The sequence below is a fragment of the Chitinophagales bacterium genome, from assembly GCA_041392475.1.
Lineage (GTDB): Bacteria > Bacteroidota > Bacteroidia > Chitinophagales > UBA2359 > JAUHXA01.
The window spans coordinates 1,528,570-1,547,973 of sequence record JAWKLZ010000002.1; the positions used below are offsets into that span (position 1 = coordinate 1,528,570).

The 19,404-nt window shown below is 37.6% G+C and carries 12 protein-coding genes; 9 read left to right on the plus strand and 3 right to left on the minus strand.

Going from position 1 to position 19,404, the window contains the following annotated elements; genetic code table 11:
* Positions 1–71 precede the first annotated feature (71 nt).
* From R3E32_19490 to R3E32_19505, 4 genes are all read left to right on the plus strand, one after another.
* Complete coding sequence (locus R3E32_19490; GenBank protein ID MEZ4886922.1) at positions 72–1,268, plus strand: M20 family metallopeptidase; 1,197 nt, start codon at positions 72–74, stop codon at positions 1,266–1,268.
* Between the two features lie 382 nt (positions 1,269–1,650).
* Complete coding sequence (locus tag R3E32_19495) at positions 1,651–2,502, plus strand: mechanosensitive ion channel (protein ID MEZ4886923.1); 852 nt, start codon at positions 1,651–1,653, stop codon at positions 2,500–2,502.
* 77 nt (positions 2,503–2,579) lie between these two features.
* Entirely contained in the window at positions 2,580–3,755 is a 1,176-nt protein-coding gene (locus R3E32_19500) for a hypothetical protein (GenBank protein MEZ4886924.1), read from the plus strand.
* A gap of 28 nt (positions 3,756–3,783) precedes the next feature.
* The gene (locus R3E32_19505; protein ID MEZ4886925.1) at positions 3,784–5,796 is read left to right on the plus strand and encodes a hypothetical protein; all 2,013 of its coding nucleotides are present in this window, start codon (positions 3,784–3,786) and stop codon (positions 5,794–5,796) included.
* A 2-nt stretch (positions 5,797–5,798) separates the two neighbouring features.
* On the opposite strand, the gene R3E32_19510 is transcribed toward R3E32_19505, so the two are convergent.
* Both R3E32_19510 and R3E32_19515 read right to left on the minus strand, forming a co-directional pair.
* Positions 5,799–6,548, minus strand: a complete 750-nt coding sequence (locus tag R3E32_19510; GenBank protein ID MEZ4886926.1) for a methyltransferase domain-containing protein — start codon at positions 6,546–6,548, stop codon at positions 5,799–5,801.
* An 85-nt stretch (positions 6,549–6,633) separates the two neighbouring features.
* A complete protein-coding gene (locus R3E32_19515; protein ID MEZ4886927.1) occupies positions 6,634–9,360 on the minus strand; it encodes a gliding motility-associated C-terminal domain-containing protein in 2,727 nt (908 codons plus the stop codon).
* A gap of 355 nt (positions 9,361–9,715) precedes the next feature.
* Between R3E32_19515 and R3E32_19520 the strand changes: the two genes are divergently transcribed.
* From R3E32_19520 to R3E32_19540, 5 genes are all read left to right on the plus strand, one after another.
* Entirely contained in the window at positions 9,716–11,179 is a 1,464-nt protein-coding gene (locus R3E32_19520) for a hypothetical protein (GenBank protein MEZ4886928.1), read from the plus strand.
* Positions 11,180–11,189: 10 nt separating this feature from the next.
* A complete protein-coding gene (locus tag R3E32_19525; GenBank protein ID MEZ4886929.1) occupies positions 11,190–12,170 on the plus strand; it encodes a hypothetical protein in 981 nt (326 codons plus the stop codon).
* A gap of 593 nt (positions 12,171–12,763) precedes the next feature.
* The gene (locus R3E32_19530; protein ID MEZ4886930.1) at positions 12,764–14,062 is read left to right on the plus strand and encodes a hypothetical protein; all 1,299 of its coding nucleotides are present in this window, start codon (positions 12,764–12,766) and stop codon (positions 14,060–14,062) included.
* 242 nt (positions 14,063–14,304) lie between these two features.
* The gene (locus R3E32_19535) at positions 14,305–17,028 is read left to right on the plus strand and encodes a protein-disulfide reductase DsbD family protein (protein MEZ4886931.1); all 2,724 of its coding nucleotides are present in this window, start codon (positions 14,305–14,307) and stop codon (positions 17,026–17,028) included.
* A 19-nt stretch (positions 17,029–17,047) separates the two neighbouring features.
* Positions 17,048–17,482 (plus strand): thioredoxin family protein, encoded by a 435-nt coding sequence (locus tag R3E32_19540; protein ID MEZ4886932.1) that lies wholly within the window; start codon positions 17,048–17,050, stop codon positions 17,480–17,482.
* A 155-nt stretch (positions 17,483–17,637) separates the two neighbouring features.
* Here the strand turns inward: R3E32_19540 and recJ are convergent, their stop codons facing one another.
* On the minus strand, positions 17,638–19,404 hold the full coding sequence (gene recJ, locus R3E32_19545; GenBank protein MEZ4886933.1) for a single-stranded-DNA-specific exonuclease RecJ: 1,767 nt from the start codon (positions 19,402–19,404) through the stop codon (positions 17,638–17,640).

Sequence of the window (19,404 nt, forward strand, 5' to 3'; positions counted from 1 at the left end):
TGGTGTGATGGCGAAATGGAATCTCACAATTCTGCAATCTCACAATTCCGCAACCCCACAATTCTCCTCTGATGAAAAACAAGATTCAACAACTCATTTCTGATAGCTTCCAAGAAATCATCGACATTCGCCGACATATTCATGCGAATCCCGAACTTTCTTTTCACGAATACAAAACTTCGGCATTCATTCAGCAGAAACTCACCGAATTTGGAATTCCGTTTGACAACAACATTGCTGAAAATGGAGTCGTTGGTTATATTCGAGGCAAAAAACCCAATAAAAAAGTGGTTGCGCTTCGAGCCGATTTTGACGCTTTGCCGATTGAAGAAGCAAACGATGTGCCTTATAAATCCCAAAATCATGGAGTAATGCATGCTTGTGGACACGATGCACATACAGCGAGTTTATTGGGAGCAAGTAAAGCATTGAAACACATTGAAGGAGAACTAGAAGGAACGGTGAAGTTGATATTTCAACCTGCCGAAGAACGCCTTCCTGGGGGTGCTTCTTTGATGATTAAAGCAGGAGTGTTGGAAAATCCTACTCCTTCAGGTATTTTGGGACAGCATGTTCACCCAATTTTAGAGGCTGGAAAAGTGGGTTTTTGTCCAGGAATGTCAATGGCTTCTGCCGATGAAATAGACATGACTATTTATGGTAGTGGAGGACATGGTGCAATGCCACATACTACTGTTGATCCTATTGTGATTACATCACACATCATCACCGCTTTGCAGCAAATTGTTAGTCGAAATTGCAGCCCAATCATTCCCTCGGTGCTGACTTTTGGCTACATCCAATCGAAAGGTGGAACTTACAATATTATTCCCGATGCGGTGTCCTTGAAGGGAACTTTCCGAACGATGAATGAAGAATGGCGTTTTGAAGCGCACAAACTCATGACCAGAATGGCAACAATGATGGCGACAAGTATGGGTGGCAAGTGTGATTTTGATATTGCAGTGGGCTATCCGTTTTTAATAAATGATACTAACCTCACCAATCGCTGCAAAGAAGCGGCTATCGAATATCTGGGTAAAGAAAATGTGGTTGATATTCCTCAGCGCATGACCTCCGAAGATTTTGCTTATTATACCCAAGAAATCAAAGGTTGTTTTTACCGTTTGGGCGTTCGCAACGAAGCCCGTGGTATTACTTCGGGTGTACATACGCCGACCTTCAATATTGACGAGGAAGCCTTAAAGGTAGGGGCGGGTGTGATGGCTTGGTTGACGGTCAAAGAGTTAGCAAGTGCAAAAATTTAGTAAAAAAGAAAAAATAACTTCCCTGCCGAAATTCCCCTTTTAGAAGAGGTGAAGGGAAGGAGGGCAGAGAAATCGGGGAGTTATTTTTTTACCATTACTTAACTCGATATTTTTATCAAACTTTGCTCATATTTCTATTCTTTCCTCTTACTTAAATGGGGTAAGAAACGCATTTTTTTTTCGTAAAAAGAGGGTATTGCTCCATATAAAACGATATAAACTCACCTTGCCTTCAATATTATTCAAATATACTTTTTGATTTATATCACCTCTATTGTGTTACTAAATTTATTCCTAACGTCTATATAGAAATAGACTCATCATTGAATTACTCACCCAACAATGACGGAATAAGCCATTAACAGGTTAAAAACCCATTACTATGCAAGAAGAACTCCACAACCTCACAGACGTTTTCATGTCCTCCCTCCAAACCTTTACGCAGGTGTTCATGAGTGCCTTACCCAAAGTAATAGGAGCAATTTTTCTCTTATTATTTGGATGGATATTTGCCAAACTGCTTTCGTTTACCATAGGTAAATTATTGAAAATCATTAAATTTGACGAACTTGCTCAAAAGGTGAATACCCAAGCGATGCTCAACAAAGCCAATATACAATCTACACCCTCCAATTTGGTGAGCAAGTTTATTTATTGGATTATTATGCTGTTGGTCTTGGTGATGGCTACCGATACGCTTGGATTGCAGGTAGTATCACAAGAAATCACCAAGTTGATTAGCCTGTTACCAACCTTGTTAAGTGCCGTTATTTTGTTCATTATTGGCGTTTACATTGCCACTTTTATCAGAGATGTGACAAGGGCAGCTACTTCCACGCTTTCGATTGGAGCAGGAAAAGCTATTAGTAATGTGGTGTTTTATTTTTTGGTGACAATTGTGACATTGACCGCATTGAAGCAAGCCAACATAGATACAAGCGTGATTACCTCCAATGTCACCTTGATTTTGGGTGCATTTTTAGGTGGTGCAGCTTTGGCCTATGGTTTGGCGGCGAGAAATGTCTTGACGAATATGTTGGGCGCATTTTTCAATCGCCGAAAATTCACGAGAGGACAGTATATTGAAGTAGCAGGTGTTTCGGGTAGGGTTGTGGACATAGACAATATTTCAATTACCATTGCAACGGAGAATGAGGATTTGGTTATTCTTCCCGCAAAAATATTGCTGGATGAACAAGTGCGGGTCAAAAAAATATCCCCTAAAAATTCGTGACCGAAAATCGAGGAACAGTCTATACGAGGCATTTCAAATTTTATTAAATTAATTAACTAATCATATATTTTTAGCATATGAAAAAGACTTTATTGTTATTAACCCTTTTAACAGGCATTCATTGGGCTGCAAATGCTCAACATGCTACGGTAATTTACAACTACGAACGCAACACCTTCAATGAAAACCAACCATTACCAGCTGAGAAAAATTTTATGTTGAATGGCGGTATTACAACCGAAATCAACATGGTAGAACTGACGATTTATCGAGCTGGCGACGAAAAACAAAAAAATCCACTCTTCGATACCTATTGGAAACGCCCCTTCAATAACCAACAAGATGTATTCAGCATGCCTGTCAATTACAAATTGAAAGGAAATGACGAATACGATTTTGCGATGACCTACTTCCGCAATTTGAGTGATACAGAACGTGAATATGTACGTCTGAAACTGTTTCAAACAATAGATGCTTATGTACAATCCAATCTGATGGTCAACCGCAAAAGTATCACCATGTTGAAGCCCAAACAACACCTACTTAAAGACCTCAATTCTATAGTATCGCAAGGATTGAAAAATTATCGCAGTAGAACGAATATAGAAATTGAAGGTTTTTCGGACATCGTAAAAGACAAATTGGAGCAAATAGAACGGGCTGATTTAAACAAGGGAAAGTTCATCTTTTTTGGCAAAGAAAAAATCCAGTCAAGAGCAGAATATGCTGGTCAATTGGTGGCTGACTTAATGAAATTGCTTCACAACGAAGTAGAACAATACCTCAATGCGTCTTTGATGACCATTTATGATACCCGATTGGTAGATGATTATCCAGTCGAAAAAACGAACAATTCTATTTCACTTAATGTAGGGTATGGTGGAGTTTATTTTGATGGTGACCTCAATGAGTTGGACTACGGACAAGGCATTTTTATAGGTGCATCCATTCCTTTTGCACGCAAAGCCTTCTCTCCTTTTTGGGCAAATACTTCTATCTCTTTTGGTGTTTTTATTGATGACTTAGAGAATGCAGAAGGATTGAAAGTAACGGGCCCTATTGTGAAACGCCCTGTATATGTTGGTTTGGGACACAAAATCTTTAAATTCATTCGCATCAATGCGGGAGTTGCTTTTACTGAAGAAGAAACCAGCACAGGAATAGGTGATATTCAATTGAAAGACATCAACTTGAAACCTTTTGTAGGTGTCAGTGCCGAAATCAATCTTTCACTTGGACTAGGAGATAAGTAAACCTTCTCAACACAAAAAACATTGAACAATGGACAAACAAACAATAAAATATATTATCCTTATACTCATAGGCATTCTTATGAGCCTAAGCACTTTTGCCCAACAAAATTTTTACAAATATAGGTTGGGTATTACAGGCGGTACCATGCTGTATTATGGCGACCTTACCGATGGTTTGCCCCGTGTGAAACAGTACACAGAATGGGCAAAAGGCTTGACACTTGACAAAAGTCTCAGTAGAGCCAGCAGCATACGCTTATCTTATAGCGAAGGTCAAATTCGCTACAACGACCGCACCCGCAATTGGAGTGGCGACTTTGTAGAAAATAATTCTAATTTCAACCGAGCTTTGAACTTTGAAACCGATATTAAAGACGTTTCCTTTTCATTCGTATTTCATGCCGATAATAACAACATGATAGACGATAGAGCTTTCTTTTCGCCCTATTTTACCGTTGGAATCGGTGCAACCCATTACCAAGTACATGGCGATTTGTTGGATGCCAATGGCGAAATATACAATTTTGAAGCTAATCCATTTTTGATGCAAGACAATAATTTTGAGACCAATCTGCAAGATTTGGACATTGAAGGAACAGATTATGGGGATATAGCTTTGCACATTCCCATTGGTTTTGGCTTAAAATTCCGTCTGTCAGACCGCATCAACCTCAATTTAGAAACCAACATCAAATACACCTTAACCGACTATTTAGATGATGTCGATAAACGTGGAAAAGATGATAGTTGGAACGATGTGTATGCCTATACACATGCCTCGTTGAACTACAATTTTGGCTATAAAGAGAAAGGCTATCGCCCACCTGTAATTGTTGTAGCACCACAAGTTTACACGATGGATGCTACCGATATCAATTACCTGATGGCAATGGAAGTATTGACTGATAGTATTCCACAAAACATTGAAGTTCCACTTTCCAAACGAGAGCAAAAATTGGCGGATAAGCAAGCAAAGAAAGAGCAAAAATTGGCTGCAAAAGAGGCAAAAAAACGCTGCCAACAAGCCTGCCAAGAATTGCCTAAAGCCGAGCAAGCCGCCTGCAAAGAAAACTGTGCAACCGAAGAAGGTTATACGGCATATTTGAAGGAATTAGAAATGGAAACCGTTCAGTCAGAAACGTATATAGATAGCCTGCAAAATTCTTTTACGACCACCAATCAGTACCAAGAAAACATAGATTCTCTTCAACAAATCATTGAAATAGAGGAAAAAGAACGAATAGATTCGGGCACTTTGACCATCGAAACACCTGATGCCATGATGGAAATGCCAATTACTCCTTCAACGGAAGATACGATAAGTGTTGAAGAAAAAGTAGAGGTTATTGGAGGAAGTATGACTGCAATGGAAAATGCCGCTTTGTTGCAAAGTATTCTGCAAATGCAGCAGCAAATCATTGCATTACAACAACAATTAGGACAAATCTCGCAACAACCTCGCTCTAATACGGGCTACGATCCTGTGGTAGAAATGTATAAAATGGAAACCGACAGGCTGCGACAAGAAAGCTCAGATGCCAAGATTATTGGTGAAATACAACTACTTAGAAAAGAAATCGAAAACCTAAAAGCAGGATCTCTATCACCTACTACAAATGATAATGGCAACACTATGAATGGAAATGGTACTGCAATGCCTGATAACACGAGTAGAAGCAACAGAAACATGGTAGTTCCAAACTCTGCTCCTAAATCGGTTGAAATTCAAAAAGCAGAAAAAATAGTGGTAGAAACAGTGAAAGAAAATTCGACTGAACAACAGGCATCTAATAATCAGCAAGTAGCTGACCTTCAAAAACAACTGGAGGAATTGCAGCAAAAGAATGGTGATTTACTCAAAAAAGTAATGAAGCAAAATGAGGAGTTGATTAAGGAACAACGTAAAGCTACAAAGGCTTCTAAAAAACGTGAAAAGGCTACCGAAGATCTCAACGAAACTATCAAAGATATTCGACAAGAGGAAATAGAGGAAAATTTGAAGAAAGAGGAGGACGAAGAAAACTTGAAGAAAGATAATTGAGACTAAAAATAGCAAATTAACTGGTATCGAAATGCCCATTTCCACTGCAAATTGTATTCTTTGATACCCGTTTTTTGTATCAATTGTTCAAACTCACTTTTGGTAAATGCTTTGCGAATGGACAGTAAACCATCTTCCCTAGTCATTTTGGAAGCTCCAAATACACCACAGACCAGTTTGAAAAGATAATATGGCATCCAATGGCGTTGAAGATCATTGACTAACAAGGCTTTGACTTTTGCGTTTTTGCATTTTGTAAGAAATACCAATAATTCTTCTTCGGTAAAATGATGCAGGAAAAGGCTGCAAATCACGATGTCAAAATTTTCAAAGTTACAATCATCAGAAAAAATATTTTTTTGGGCATAGCTGATAGCAGGGTAGGAGGGTGAGCGTTTTTTGGCATATTCTATGGTGAAAGTATTGGCATCTATACCATGTAATTGAAGTGGAAGTTGTTGGTTTTTGACATTCCAATCGGCAATTGCCCGTAAAGTATCTCCTCCCCCACAACCCAAATCGGCTATTCGGATGGGATTACCAAAAAACGGCTCAGTGCTTGAAGCACTAAGCCGTTTTTTCATTTTTTGATTGAATATCTTTTGTAAACCATTGATAACGATTTTATATCCGCCCAAAAAACGGTTAACTACCGTAAGTTGGTCGAGAGCTTTGGAGAGTTCTTCTCCTTCCATAGAAAGGTCATCCATTGTTTCGATTTCGGATGCACGGGTTTTGAAGTGGTCTAGCACAAGTTGAATATTGAAGTCCGTTAAATAATATCAAAGAAAGAAATTTTTTCAACTACTTGATTGAGAAGTTGTTTTTACTCCTTATTTATTGCCCTCGAATCAAGTGAATGTAACCGTCCAATTTTAGACTGACCAATTCGATGCCATCACTTGTTTGTTCAAAAACTTCACAAACATAGTAATAAACCCCCTCTTTCAGCAATTCGCCCGATTTTATATCTGTCCCATCCCAATTGATATTAGGGTCGTTGGTTTCGTAAACAAGTTGTCCCCAACGATTGAAAATACTCATATTGACGCTGCTGACAAATTGATTGTGGCGAGGCACAAACAAGTCATTGTGTTGATCATTGTTGGGTGTGAAAACATTGGGCAATTCATACTCAATACACGTTTCGACACAAACTTGGGCAGCAGCACTTTCATTATAGAAAGAATCAATAGCAGTTACTTGATAACAGCCTGCAAGCGAAGTTTCTACAAAATGTTCGTAGGAAAGGATATTGGGATTGTTGATAGAATCCAACAATACTTTTTCTTGTGTAAAAGGAGAAGTATAGTAAATGTAGTATCCAATCACGTCATCGGTGTCAGTACAAGATTCATTCGGATTGGTCCAAGATAAGCTGTTTTTCAATTCGTCAGAAATGGGTTCTTCATCGTTTTCACAAACATTGGAAACCGTCAGAATAGGAGGACATGGAGGAATCATATCTCGTGGTATTTCACAGGTGATTTGTGAACGATTGAGTAATGGATCTACAATGCCATCACTTCCATAAGTGCCAATAGCTTGGATGTAGTAGCAGTATTCTTTGCCGTTTATCAAATCTTCGTCTGTAAAAGCTTCCTCTTCACTGATTCCAATTTGTATAAATGAACCGTCAGGTTGTTCTCTAAAGATGTTGTATTCATAGTTGATCCACGGCACATTGAAACTCCAAGTCAAATTTACAGCATTGTCATCGGGGCTTGTACCTAGGTAAACGGTGGAGGCAATGGCTGTTTCGGCCAACAGTTCACCAGCAGTATAAAATTTGACGGTGTAACTATAGGCATTTTGAATCGTGTTTAAGCCCTCATCTAAAAAGGTGGTATCATTGGCTTCGCTAAAAGTTTGGGCTGTCCAAGTACCAATGAGTGCTGGATTGTTGCCTTCAAAACCTACTGAGCGGTAAAGTTCATAAACATAAGGCCCTGTATTGACAACTGTATCAAGGGCGGCAGCTTTGGGTTTAGACCATGCAACATTTATCTGACCATTATCGGGGTCGGTGGTTTCTACATCAGCATTGGTCATGACAGGTGCATTTTGTGGCAACTCTATGCAGGTATTGTCAGATGCCATGCTCGAAATGATATTGAAGGGAGTGGGCGGATTGGAGTTGGTGAAAGCATCTGCAAATTCTGCTACAATGCGGTAGGAGTAGTTTACACCTCTGATGGCAGAATCATCTACAAAAAATAGATTTTTGATGGGGTCGGGGGTGAGTAAAGTATATCCCAAGCCTCCCAAACCTAATTTACATCGGTCAATGTCCATGCTGTCACAACCTGCCTTTCGCCAAACGGTATAACCTCTAAATTTTTCGCTATCAGCACAATTGTGTGATTCCCAATTTATTTGTATATCACGCCCTACTATTTCGGAGGTGACGTTGGGTGTTGGAGGTGGGGCGAGGGTGATTTGCCATGTTTCCAAATCTACCAAAGGCGGTGAGAAACTATCTTCAGCTCGGAATACAACGGTATATTTTTGACTGAAAATATGGCTACAATCTGTTTGCCAATTGAAGTTGCCGAGTGCAAATCCAGGACCATCATCATAGACAATGAATTCTGCTAAGGGGACTTCTACTTCAAAAGGTCCTCCGAAAGCCTGAAATTTTACGCTTTGTGAAGGAATATCGGTATCTGTTGCCCTAACGTTGATGATGAGATGTTCGCCAATAATGACACAGGTATCGTTAACTTCTGCAATTTGCGGAGGACTATTATTGGAGTCTACAACAACGACTTGCATATCTCGAATCATGTTGCCTATGAATATTCCATTTCTAAATTCGCATATTAGAAAGGCAATATTGTAAACTCCAGGTACTTGAGGAGTTGTCCATATAAACTCACCTGTATTGGGGTTGAGAGATATAGAGTTGGTTCCTGTCGGTGGATTGTTGTTGATTTCATCGGGATATTGATAACCAGGCACATCTGTATTGATGTTGGCAAGTGGTGGAATTAGTTTGAAGACCAAACTATCACCATCTGGATCATATGCATTGGGGTTGTGGACGAAGGTATACCCTACGTTTGCGGTATCTATTGGGGGCTGAAATAGGAGTGGGGAATCATTGAAGCCAAAAATAGAGGGGTCACGTATGATGAGAGTGTCTTGGAGGAAAAAGGGTATTTCTACGGATTCTCCAAAATTGATGTTGATGATGTCTGCAATTCTGTTTGGGTCTTGCATGGTGACAATATACGTGAATGGTCCACCATAGGTGTGACAAATTTCGTATCTATTGAATTTAACAGAGGTGCCGGGTATGGGGACTCCAGAACCATTGGTTCGGGGCGCACCACCTGAGGTTCCATCTCCAAAATTTACGAGTAAGGTGTCACGATCGGCGGAGGTGGCTTCGTTTCGACTGTAAGTAATAATGGTGAAACAATAGCGAAAGGATTGGCCTGGAAGTGGAGCGTGTACGTATTCTATTTGACCTGCTTGATTATGGGTTGCATAAGCGTTTTCATATAAACATGTTAGTGCTAATACTGTTGTTAAAAACGTAAATACAATTGATTTCTTCATGTATGCTTGGTTTGAAACCTGCTGAATAAAACGTCCAGTTCGAGTTCCCTGTTTTTTCACATAATAAAAAACGATTTGGGGTTGAATTGGAGTTGGTTTATTTGAAGCTTTTAGGCTATGTAATGAGTAATATACGAAAATAACGACAAATACGATGGTTTGGGTTTAGGTGATTATAATATTTTTGCATCTAACTGACATGGTTGTTGCATTTTAGGGGTGAAACATAATGCTGTTGAACCGACAAAAAAATGTTTTTCCCTTTTTGATACCACCTTTTTTGTCTATTTTGAGTTGTAGCTTAATGTAGAATATTGAAGTATTAGATTTTTTATTTTTGAAAGATGATAGCTTTATGAAGAAGTGGAATTTTCTGTTGATGCTGTTTTTTTTGTTTGCGGATTTGTATGGACAACAGGTTGTTTTTTCACGCCCTCAGCGACTCCCTACCAAAGTAACCGAATATGAAATTATAGGGAAAACGAACCAAGGGTTGGTAGTGCATAAGTCTGGAAGTAAGTACAATGAAATGGAGATGTACGATTTGGCTACTATGAAATTGAAGTGGTCAAAGGAGATGTCTTTGGGGGATAAAAAAGCTAAGGTGGAGAAGATTGTGGCTTATAAAGATGAGTTGGTGATTGTTTTTACCATCAAGGAAAAAAATGAAACGGTGGTCTATGTGAGGAGAACGACTCCTGAGTTACAACCTTTGGCGGAGGATGTGGAATTGGATAGGATTGTGCGGAAATTTGGAACGTATGGTTTTGATTTTTTTGTGGATGTGTCGAAGAATAAGAAATACATCAATATCTTGCGACACAATTTCGATTTTTCGGGTCTGGATAATATTGATTGTATTTTGGTAAATTCGAGATTGAAGGTGCTTGTGAAGAAAAATATTCCTATTGAAGATCGCCCAAATGTGCTGGATGAAACTTTTTTGAGTAATGAGGGGATTATCTTTTTTGGACAAGGGGCGAATAAAAGGACATTACTGAATAATCAGCCTCAATATGAGTCTTTGAAACTTCTGAAGTATGATTATCGAAAGGAGGAATTGAAGTTAATCTTAATTGATCAAGGAGAGCATCTGATGAATGAGGTGGATTTTGAAGTGGATGATAAAAATGGTAAGGTAATCATTGCTGGTTTTTATTCTGTGAAACAGGCTTCGGTTTCGGATGGGTATTTGTATATTGATATTGACTTGAAAACAGATAAAATTGGGCAACGTACTTTTGCTCCTTTTTCGGCTGAGTTTACTCAAAAGATTGAAAGTCTCAAGGGGTATCGTACAAGTAAAAAAGTGAATAATCTGAATATCAATGAGTTGATTGTTCGTAACGATGGCGGGGCTTTGATTGTAGCAGAGTCTGCGTATAGTACAAGCCGCAATGTGACTCGAAGTGCTTTTGATACGTATTACAATTCTCGGCGAACGATGGAGGTGACAAATTATTACAATGATGACATTATTGTGTTGTCTATTAATCCTGATGGTTCGCTATTTTGGGACAATGTGTTGCGTAAAAAACAATATTCGGAAGATGACGAGGGCTATTTTTCTTCTTTTGGTATTGTGAATGTACGTTCTGTCATTAATCTAATCTTCAATGAAGAAATAACAAAAAATACGACTGTTAATGGCTATGTATTGGATGCTAAGGGGGATTACAAAATTCAAAGTTTAGTAAGTGTGCGAGAGTACGATTTGATGATGGCACCTCAATATAGCAAGCAACTTTCGTTTAGTGAAGTCGTTTTACCTGCTTTCAATAATCGAAATGAGTTTATGTTGGCAAAAATTTCTTTTTAAACAATTCCCTGTGATTAATATCTTTAAATTGTCTAAGCCGTATTTAATTCCATTATTGGTTATTTATACGGTACTGTTGAATTTGAATCTTTTCTTTGAGCCAGTTTCGGTGATATATGATGCGAATGCACCTCTAAGTGAGCTTAGCCTAAAATTAATTGATTGGCTAGCTGGCAATAACTATACTGTGGTTTGGGGGCTTTATTTGGTTTTGTTGTTTAGTCAAGCACTCTTGTTAAATCGGATTGTGAATAAGTATCAATTGCTTTCTCAACTTAGTTTTTTGCCTTCATTTGGTTATGTATTGTTGGTCAGTTTGTTCAATAGTTATTTGTTTATGAGTCCTGCTTTTCTAGCCAATTTTGCGATACTTTTTATGTTGGATAAGACCTATCAATCCTACAATGACGAAGGCTTTGGACATTTATTTGATATGGGATTTGCGATTAGTATTGCATCCCTCTTTTACTTCCCAACACTTATATTGGTGGTATTTATGATAGTAGCATTGGCCATCACTCGAATTTTTAATTGGAGAGAATGGATTGTTGCTCTGTTTGGGGTACTCATACCTTATTTTTTGGTAGGAACTTATTTTCTTTGGTTTGATCAATTTAACGAATTTGTCTTCCAGCACTTTTTCGCTATTACGAACAGTAGAATAGTTTCTATCAATGGGTTAGAATTGGTAGTTAAATTATCAATATTGCTGATTATCATCATGATAACAATGTTCTTTTTCCAAGTTCAGTTCCTTAAAACTATTGTTCAAACACGCAAATATTTGACGCTTTCTGTTTACTTGTTGGCGATTAGTGTTATGGCTTTTTTATTGATTCGTCATTTTTCCTTTGAACCTGTATCTTTAGCACTCATTCCCATTAGTATTTTTTTCAGTTACACCATTTTTAAGTTAAACAATGTTCTCACTGCAGAGTCTTTACACTTGGCTTTATTAAGCACTCTGATTGTTTTCCAATACTGGAATTAAGCTACCCTAATCATTAGTCGAGCTCTTATTATAGTAGTACTAAATATTTGGTCTTTTTTATCAAAGATAGTAACTTAGTCATTATTTGGTAAAAAAATAATTTATTTTCCTGAATCCCAATTCACATGTATAATAATTAATTAAAATAAAAATTGTTATTATTCAAATTATTAAGACGATAGAATTAAAAAAAAGACTGCTTTTTTGTTGTTTTACATATAAAAGCAGTAACTTCGCTGCAATGAAAGTAGCAAATGTAGATAACGGAAAATTTATTTTTTTTCACTACATTCGCCTCGAAGAATGTTTTTAAGAAATAATTATAGCGTGTAATCATCATCATTTTATTATTTAATTTTTCAAAAAAAAACTACTTCGACTTTTATCAAGTAGTATATTTTGAAGCTTTACTGTTTTTGACATTACATCCTACACAAAACTCATCTTTCTTTTGAATGAGAATAGAAAGAAAGGTAAGTTATTCTGGTTATTATTATTCTATCAAAGACTAAATGTCATTGGTAAATAAAAGTAAGCCATTTAGGGAAGCCTATATTTAGTTTGTAATGTTGTAAATCAAGACATTATTGCATATGAGGAATTTAACTACACGTTTATTCATAATATTATTAGCCATCATTTATCTAACCAGCCCAACTTTTGCTCAAAATGAGGAAAGTCCTGTACGTTGGACATTTGAATATAAAGCCGTAAACAATAGTTCAAGTGAATATGAACTACGATTTATTGCCAATACACTTCCCGGCTGGTATATATACTCCCAAGAATTAGAATCAAGACCACCTATCCCGACCAGTTTTGTGTTCGAGAAGAACATGAACGATTATATGATGATTGGCAATATTGAAGAAGAAGGTGATTTGATTGTAAAATTTGACGAACTTTTTGAACAAGATATAAAAAAATATACTGACAAAGTAATATTTAAATCCAGAATAGTCGTGTCTGGTACGAGTAGTGTTCAAGTAAAAGGTCATTTAGAGTATATGGCTTGTGATGCATCTACCTGTAAACCTCCTACACAAGTAGAATTTCTTTTTGAAATTGAACCAGATGACAACACCCCTCTCATTACTACCAATGAAATCGAAGATTACAAGGTCATGAATAGCCCAAGCTATTCTATCATGGATAGAATAAACAATAATGGAATGATTATCAATGTTCCCGAAGGGCCAATAGAAATTCGACAAAGTAATAGTAAAAAATACACAGAAACAAAGGTTGATATTGCATTAACTGGTTCGGAAAATATTGTCAATGAAGATAAGGAGCAAATAATAGATGAAGAAGGAGGCAATCTTTTGGTAGCTGCCAACATCTCCAACTATTTAAAAAAGAAGAAGAAAAAAATGGCAAAACCTACCATCGCAAGTAGAACTATTCAGAAAAAAGAAAAGAAAAATATATCTACCAGTATTGCCAAATCCAACCCTGTGAAATGGACTTTTGACCTAGAAAAAGGAGAAAAAAGCAATTACAGTTTGGTATTCAAGGCGGATGTAGAGAATGAATGGAATTTATCTCAAAATGCACCTATATTATCTTTTGATAATAAACAAAGCATTGTTTCAGTTGAAGGAGATATGCGTATGGAAAAAACAAATGACGGAAAATTAATATTTAGAAAAACTGTTAAATTTAAAGATAATGTAATGCTCACAGGGAAAATGAGCTATAAACTTACCGATACTGACGGAAAAGTAATAGAGAGAGAAGCAAGTTTTGCCTTCAATCAAGGTGGAGATGTCATTACATATCAAAACAAAGCAGGATGGTGGATAGGTTCAATCGTATCCTTATCAATACTCCTCCTGTTAATCATAGGATGGAAAGGAAAAGAAACACTACTTCATTCTAAAGACAATTAATTAAAAAAATCTGGTATAAATTGTGCGAACGGATGCAACACTTAGGTATTGCATCCGTTTTTATTTAAGTAAATAATAGTCTAATTATTATCCAATATTGATTTTTAGATTGACCTCAAATTGACAAATTATTTATAGCATTATTTTTGTAATTTTCATATTTTTCCTTATCATACCTACCTATCCCGTAAATTTGATAAACAGTTTTATTTAATGTATGAATTATTAAAATTTATTTTACTGTGAAAAATAATCTCTTATTACTGTTGTTGTTTTTTTTAAGTACAAGTACCCTATGCGCCCAAGTACTTGAGCCTGTAAAATGGACAAGTAAAGCAGAGCAAGTAGGGGAGAATGAATTTGTACTAACTTTCACTGCAAAAATTCAGGACGGGTGGTACTTATACTCTCAAACCTTAGACGAAGGAGGTCCTATTCCCACAAGTTTTGATTTTGAGGGAGTAAAAGATGTAAAGCTAATAGGAAAAATTCAAGAAATTGGCGATTTGAAGGAAGCATTTGAGCCCATGTTTGAGATGACGGTACGAAAATATGGGAAAAGTGCGGCTTTTAAGGCAAAAATCAAAACTGCAAATCCCAATGTACATATTGAAGTGCCTGTGATGTATATGTCTTGTAATGATGAAAGTTGTGTCAAATTAGATGAATACTTCGAATTTGATTTAAAAACAGTAATTGCTCCAACAGAGGAAAAGAAAACAACTGATCCAGAAAAAGAAACGACTTCAACCAAAGAGGATAAAACCCAAAAAGTATTCACTCCAAAATCTTCTACTGATGATAAAAAGTCAACTACTTCAAATGTAGATACCAAAACTTCCAGTACACCTGTTGTTGAGGAGAAAAAAGAAACTAAGCCTACTAAAAAGGAAGATATAGTAAAAAACACTACTGCTACACAAAATTCAAAAGAGGTAGCTAAAACAACAGATGCCAAAAAAGAAACAACAGAGGGTGAAGAGGAAGAACAAGATACAGAAGAGGCTACAACTGAAACTTCAAATCTTGCAGACAATCCCATAATAGGAGGAGAAATGTTTGAACCTGTTCATTGGAGGTTCGATAAAAAAGACTTGGGAAATGGCGAATACCTTTTGAGTTTCTATGCAACAATGGATGAGGGATGGTATATCTACTCACAAGAACTAGCAGACGGAGGACCCTTACCTACCGAATTTTACTTTCAGCCAAATGGCAATGTGTCATTTATGCACCCTAAACCCAAAGAGATTAGTGATCATAAAAAGGAAGGATTTGACAACTATTTTGAGATGGAAGTCATCAAGTATTCCAAAGAAGTTACTTTTCAACAACAAATAAAAAGCACTGATCCGACAACCGAAATTGCAGGATATGTACGATTTATGACCTGTGATGCTGAAAGATGTTTACCCCCTCAGAATGTTGAATTTCTATTCAATCAAGGAGGTGCTGTTTCACCAGTTGTCTCAGATATGGATGGAAATGATATAGACGAAAGTTCATTGCAGGTATATAACCCCAATGAAGGGAAATCGCAAAGTTACTGGAGTATTTTTGTATGGGGTTTTTTAGGAGGATTGCTTGCACTGCTTACTCCCTGCGTTTTTCCAATGATTCCACTGACAGTGAGTTTTTTCACTAAAAGCAGCAAGAACAAGAAAAAAGGTTTGATTAACGCCGCCATATACGCCCTATCTATTGTAGTGATTTATGTTAGTTTAGGTATTTTGGTCACATTGTTATTTGGCGCAACAGCATTGAATGAGTTAGCCACCAATCCGTGGATGAATATTGGATTCTTTTTAATATTCATGTTTTTTGCATTTTCTTTCTTTGGCTATTACGAATTGACCCTTCCAAGTTGGTTGGTCAATCGCTCGGATGAAGCAAGTGATAAAGGTGGTTTGATAGGCATCTTCTTCATGGCATTTACCCTCGCGTTGGTATCTTTTTCATGCACTGGTCCCATCATTGGTTCTTTGTTAGTCGTTGCAGCAGAAGGAGGTATTGCAGGTCCTGCAATAGGTATGACAGGCTTCGCTGTTGCATTAGCCTTTCCTTTTGCACTTTTTGCAGCTTTCCCCGGTTGGCTCAATTCACTCCCCCGTTCAGGTGGTTGGCTGAACAGTGTAAAAGTAGTGTTGGGTTTTATTGAAGTAGGTCTGGCCCTCAAATTTTTATCCAATGCGGACTTAGTAGAGCAATGGGGTTTGATTAAACGAGAAACATTCTTGGTGATATGGATCATACTCTTAATCGGACTAGGATTGTACCTATTAGGTAAAATTAAATTTCCCCATGATTCGCCCATCAAAAAACTTTCTAAATCACGCATCGGAATGGCAGTATTGAGTTTTGCATTTGCCATATATTTGGTGCCAGGTATCTTTGGACAGCCGCTTAGTTTGGTGAGTGGGTTTCCGCCTCCTGATTTCTATAGTTATGGTTATAAAGGACACTGCCCTTTAGATTTGGCTTGTGTACACGATTATGAGGAAGGGCTAGCGATAGCCAAACAAACGGGCAAACCTTTGATGTTGGACTTCACAGGTTGGGCTTGTGTAAATTGCAGAAAGATGGAAGAACAAGTTTGGAGTCAACCCGAAGTACTGGAAAAACTACAAAAAGACTACATTGTTGTATCGCTCTATGTCGATGAAAAGGCAGATTTACCAGAAGCCGATCAATATGAATACACCAGCAATGGCAGAAAAAAGAAAGTAAAAACCGTTGGAGACAAATGGGCACACTTCCAAATCAGCTGCTTTGGGAGCAATGCACAACCCAAATACATACTTTTGAACCATCAAGAAGAAATGCTCAAAAAAGAAACAGTGGGATATGATCCTGATGTGTCAAAATTTGTAAATTTCTTAGATGCAGGTTTGGAAAACTTCAAAAATAACAAATCAGAGGCACATACGATCTGCAAACAGGGTGTGGCATTGAAAGGGCAACCCTAAACCAAATAATTAATTAAGAATGAAAAAGTTATTATTCGTTATTTCAATTTTGTTTTTCGTGGTAGGTTGTAGTTCGGGCAAAAAGACAACTACTTCCAGAAAAAGTTTGCAGTTTGAACATACCTCGTTTGACGAAGCATTGGCAAAAGCAAAAAGAGAAAATAAGCCGATATTCATTGATTTCTACACAACTTGGTGCGGCCCCTGCAAAATGATGGAACAGTCCGTATTTACCGATTCAGGGATTATTTCACTGTACAACCAAAACTTCGTGAACCTAAAAATTGATGCAGAAAAAGGAGAAGGTATCGAACTTGCTCAAAAATTTCGTGTGGCAGGATTTCCATATTTAGTGTATCTTGACAGTGATGGCAATATGGTACAAAAACATTTGGGTTATATGAGTGTCCAAATGATGATGCAAATGGGTAAGAAAAGCATGAAAAAAAGTTGATAGATAAGATATTGAAGTGAATTTCGATAGAAATTCTCTGCACAAAAAAAGACGGCATGATTGTGAATATTTTCTTCACAATCATGCCGTTTCAATTATATTTATGCAATATCAAAACACACTTTTTTACAAAATCTAATAGTAGAATTTTGCCTTCAATCCTCCAAACTTGGTAGTCCATTCTCTGAAGCTACTGCAACAGGTGTTTTAGCCTCTTCAATATCTTTCAAACGAATTTGTAGAGAAGTTTGACCATTATAATGTATTTCTTCAATCGTAAAACACATATCAAAAGGCTGTTGATTTTTCATAAAACCAAATTTGTGGCCTAAGTTATAGCCAATTCCTTTGACTCTGAAAACACCATCATGCGTTGCATAAATCCTCAAATGATTTTTTTGATTGCCTACCAACCTTGTCCAGCCAGTATCCATCACATTTTGAGCAATAAAAACAGGCTTCGTATTCCCAGGGCCAAAAGGAGCAAATTGACGTAAAATATTGAAGAAACGAGGGTTGACATTCTTCAATTCTAACTCTGTATCAATCTCAATTTCAGGGGTGAGCATATCCTCTTCAATTGTATCTGACACTACTTTTTCAAATTTTTTGATAAAAGCAGGCACATTTTCTTCTTTCATCGTCAGACCAGCCGCATACTTGTGTCCCCCAAACTGATCCAAAAGTTCGCTACATTCTTTGATAGCATTGTAAATATCGAAGTTTTTGACCGATCGAGCAGAACCTGCAACCTCACCGTCCGCCTCTCCCCTTGTTAGGATGATGGTCGGGCGATAGAATTTTTCTAGCAAGCGGGAAGCCACAATACCGATGACTCCTTTGTGCCAATCTGTCTTAAAAAGTACTGTAGATTTTTTCTTAGAATCAGAAGGCGTATTTTCAATCAATTCCAATGCCTCTTTGGTATTTTCTGCATCCACTTTCCTACGCTTGAAGTTCTTCTTCTGCAATAAATCTGCCCCTTTTTTCGCCAACATACCTTCTGACGAAACCAGTAAACTCACCGCATCCGTACCTTTGTCCATCCTACCCGCCGCATTGATGCGAGGAGCAATGTTGAACACAATATCGGAAATGCTGATTTGCGATTTGCGACTCAATTCACTCAACTCAATGAGCGAACGAAATCCAGGACGAGGGCTGCGGTTGAGGCGTTGAAGCCCAAAATAAGCCAACACTCGATTTTCATCCGTGATAGGAACAATATCGGCAGCAATACTTACAACTACTAAGTCCAACAATTTGGTTACTTTGTGAAACTCAATACCTTTTTTTTGAGCAAAAGCCTGAACGAGTTTGAAGCCAACACCACATCCACTGAGTTCATCATACGGATAATTGCAGTCTATTCGCTTAGGATCCAAAACTGCAAAAGCAGGTGGGAGTTCATCACTCGGACGGTGGTGATCGCAGATAATAAAATCTATGCCCAACTTGTTGGCATATTCAATTTTATCATGCGCTTTAATACCACAGTCTAAGGCTATCACCAAGGTATAACCATTCTGGTGCGCCCAGTCTATTCCTTGATAGGAAATACCATACCCTTCCGCATAACGGTCAGGAACATAGTAAGCTAAGTGAAAATACAAATCCCTAAAAAAACTATACACCAGCGCAACGGCTGTTGTTCCATCTACATCATAATCGCCGTAAACCAATATTTTTTCCTTCTTGTGCATCGCACGATCTATGCGCTCGACCGCCTTATCCATGTCTGCCATAAGGAAAGGATCATGAAGGTGATCGTAGGAAGGTCGGAAAAACTTAATTGCCTCATCGTATGTAGTAATGTTTCTCTGTGCGAGTAATTTACATAAGGTTCGGTTGATTTTTAACGAATGGTAGAGGGCATCAACGATTGACTCATCGACGTCTTTTATTACCCATTTTTTCTTCAT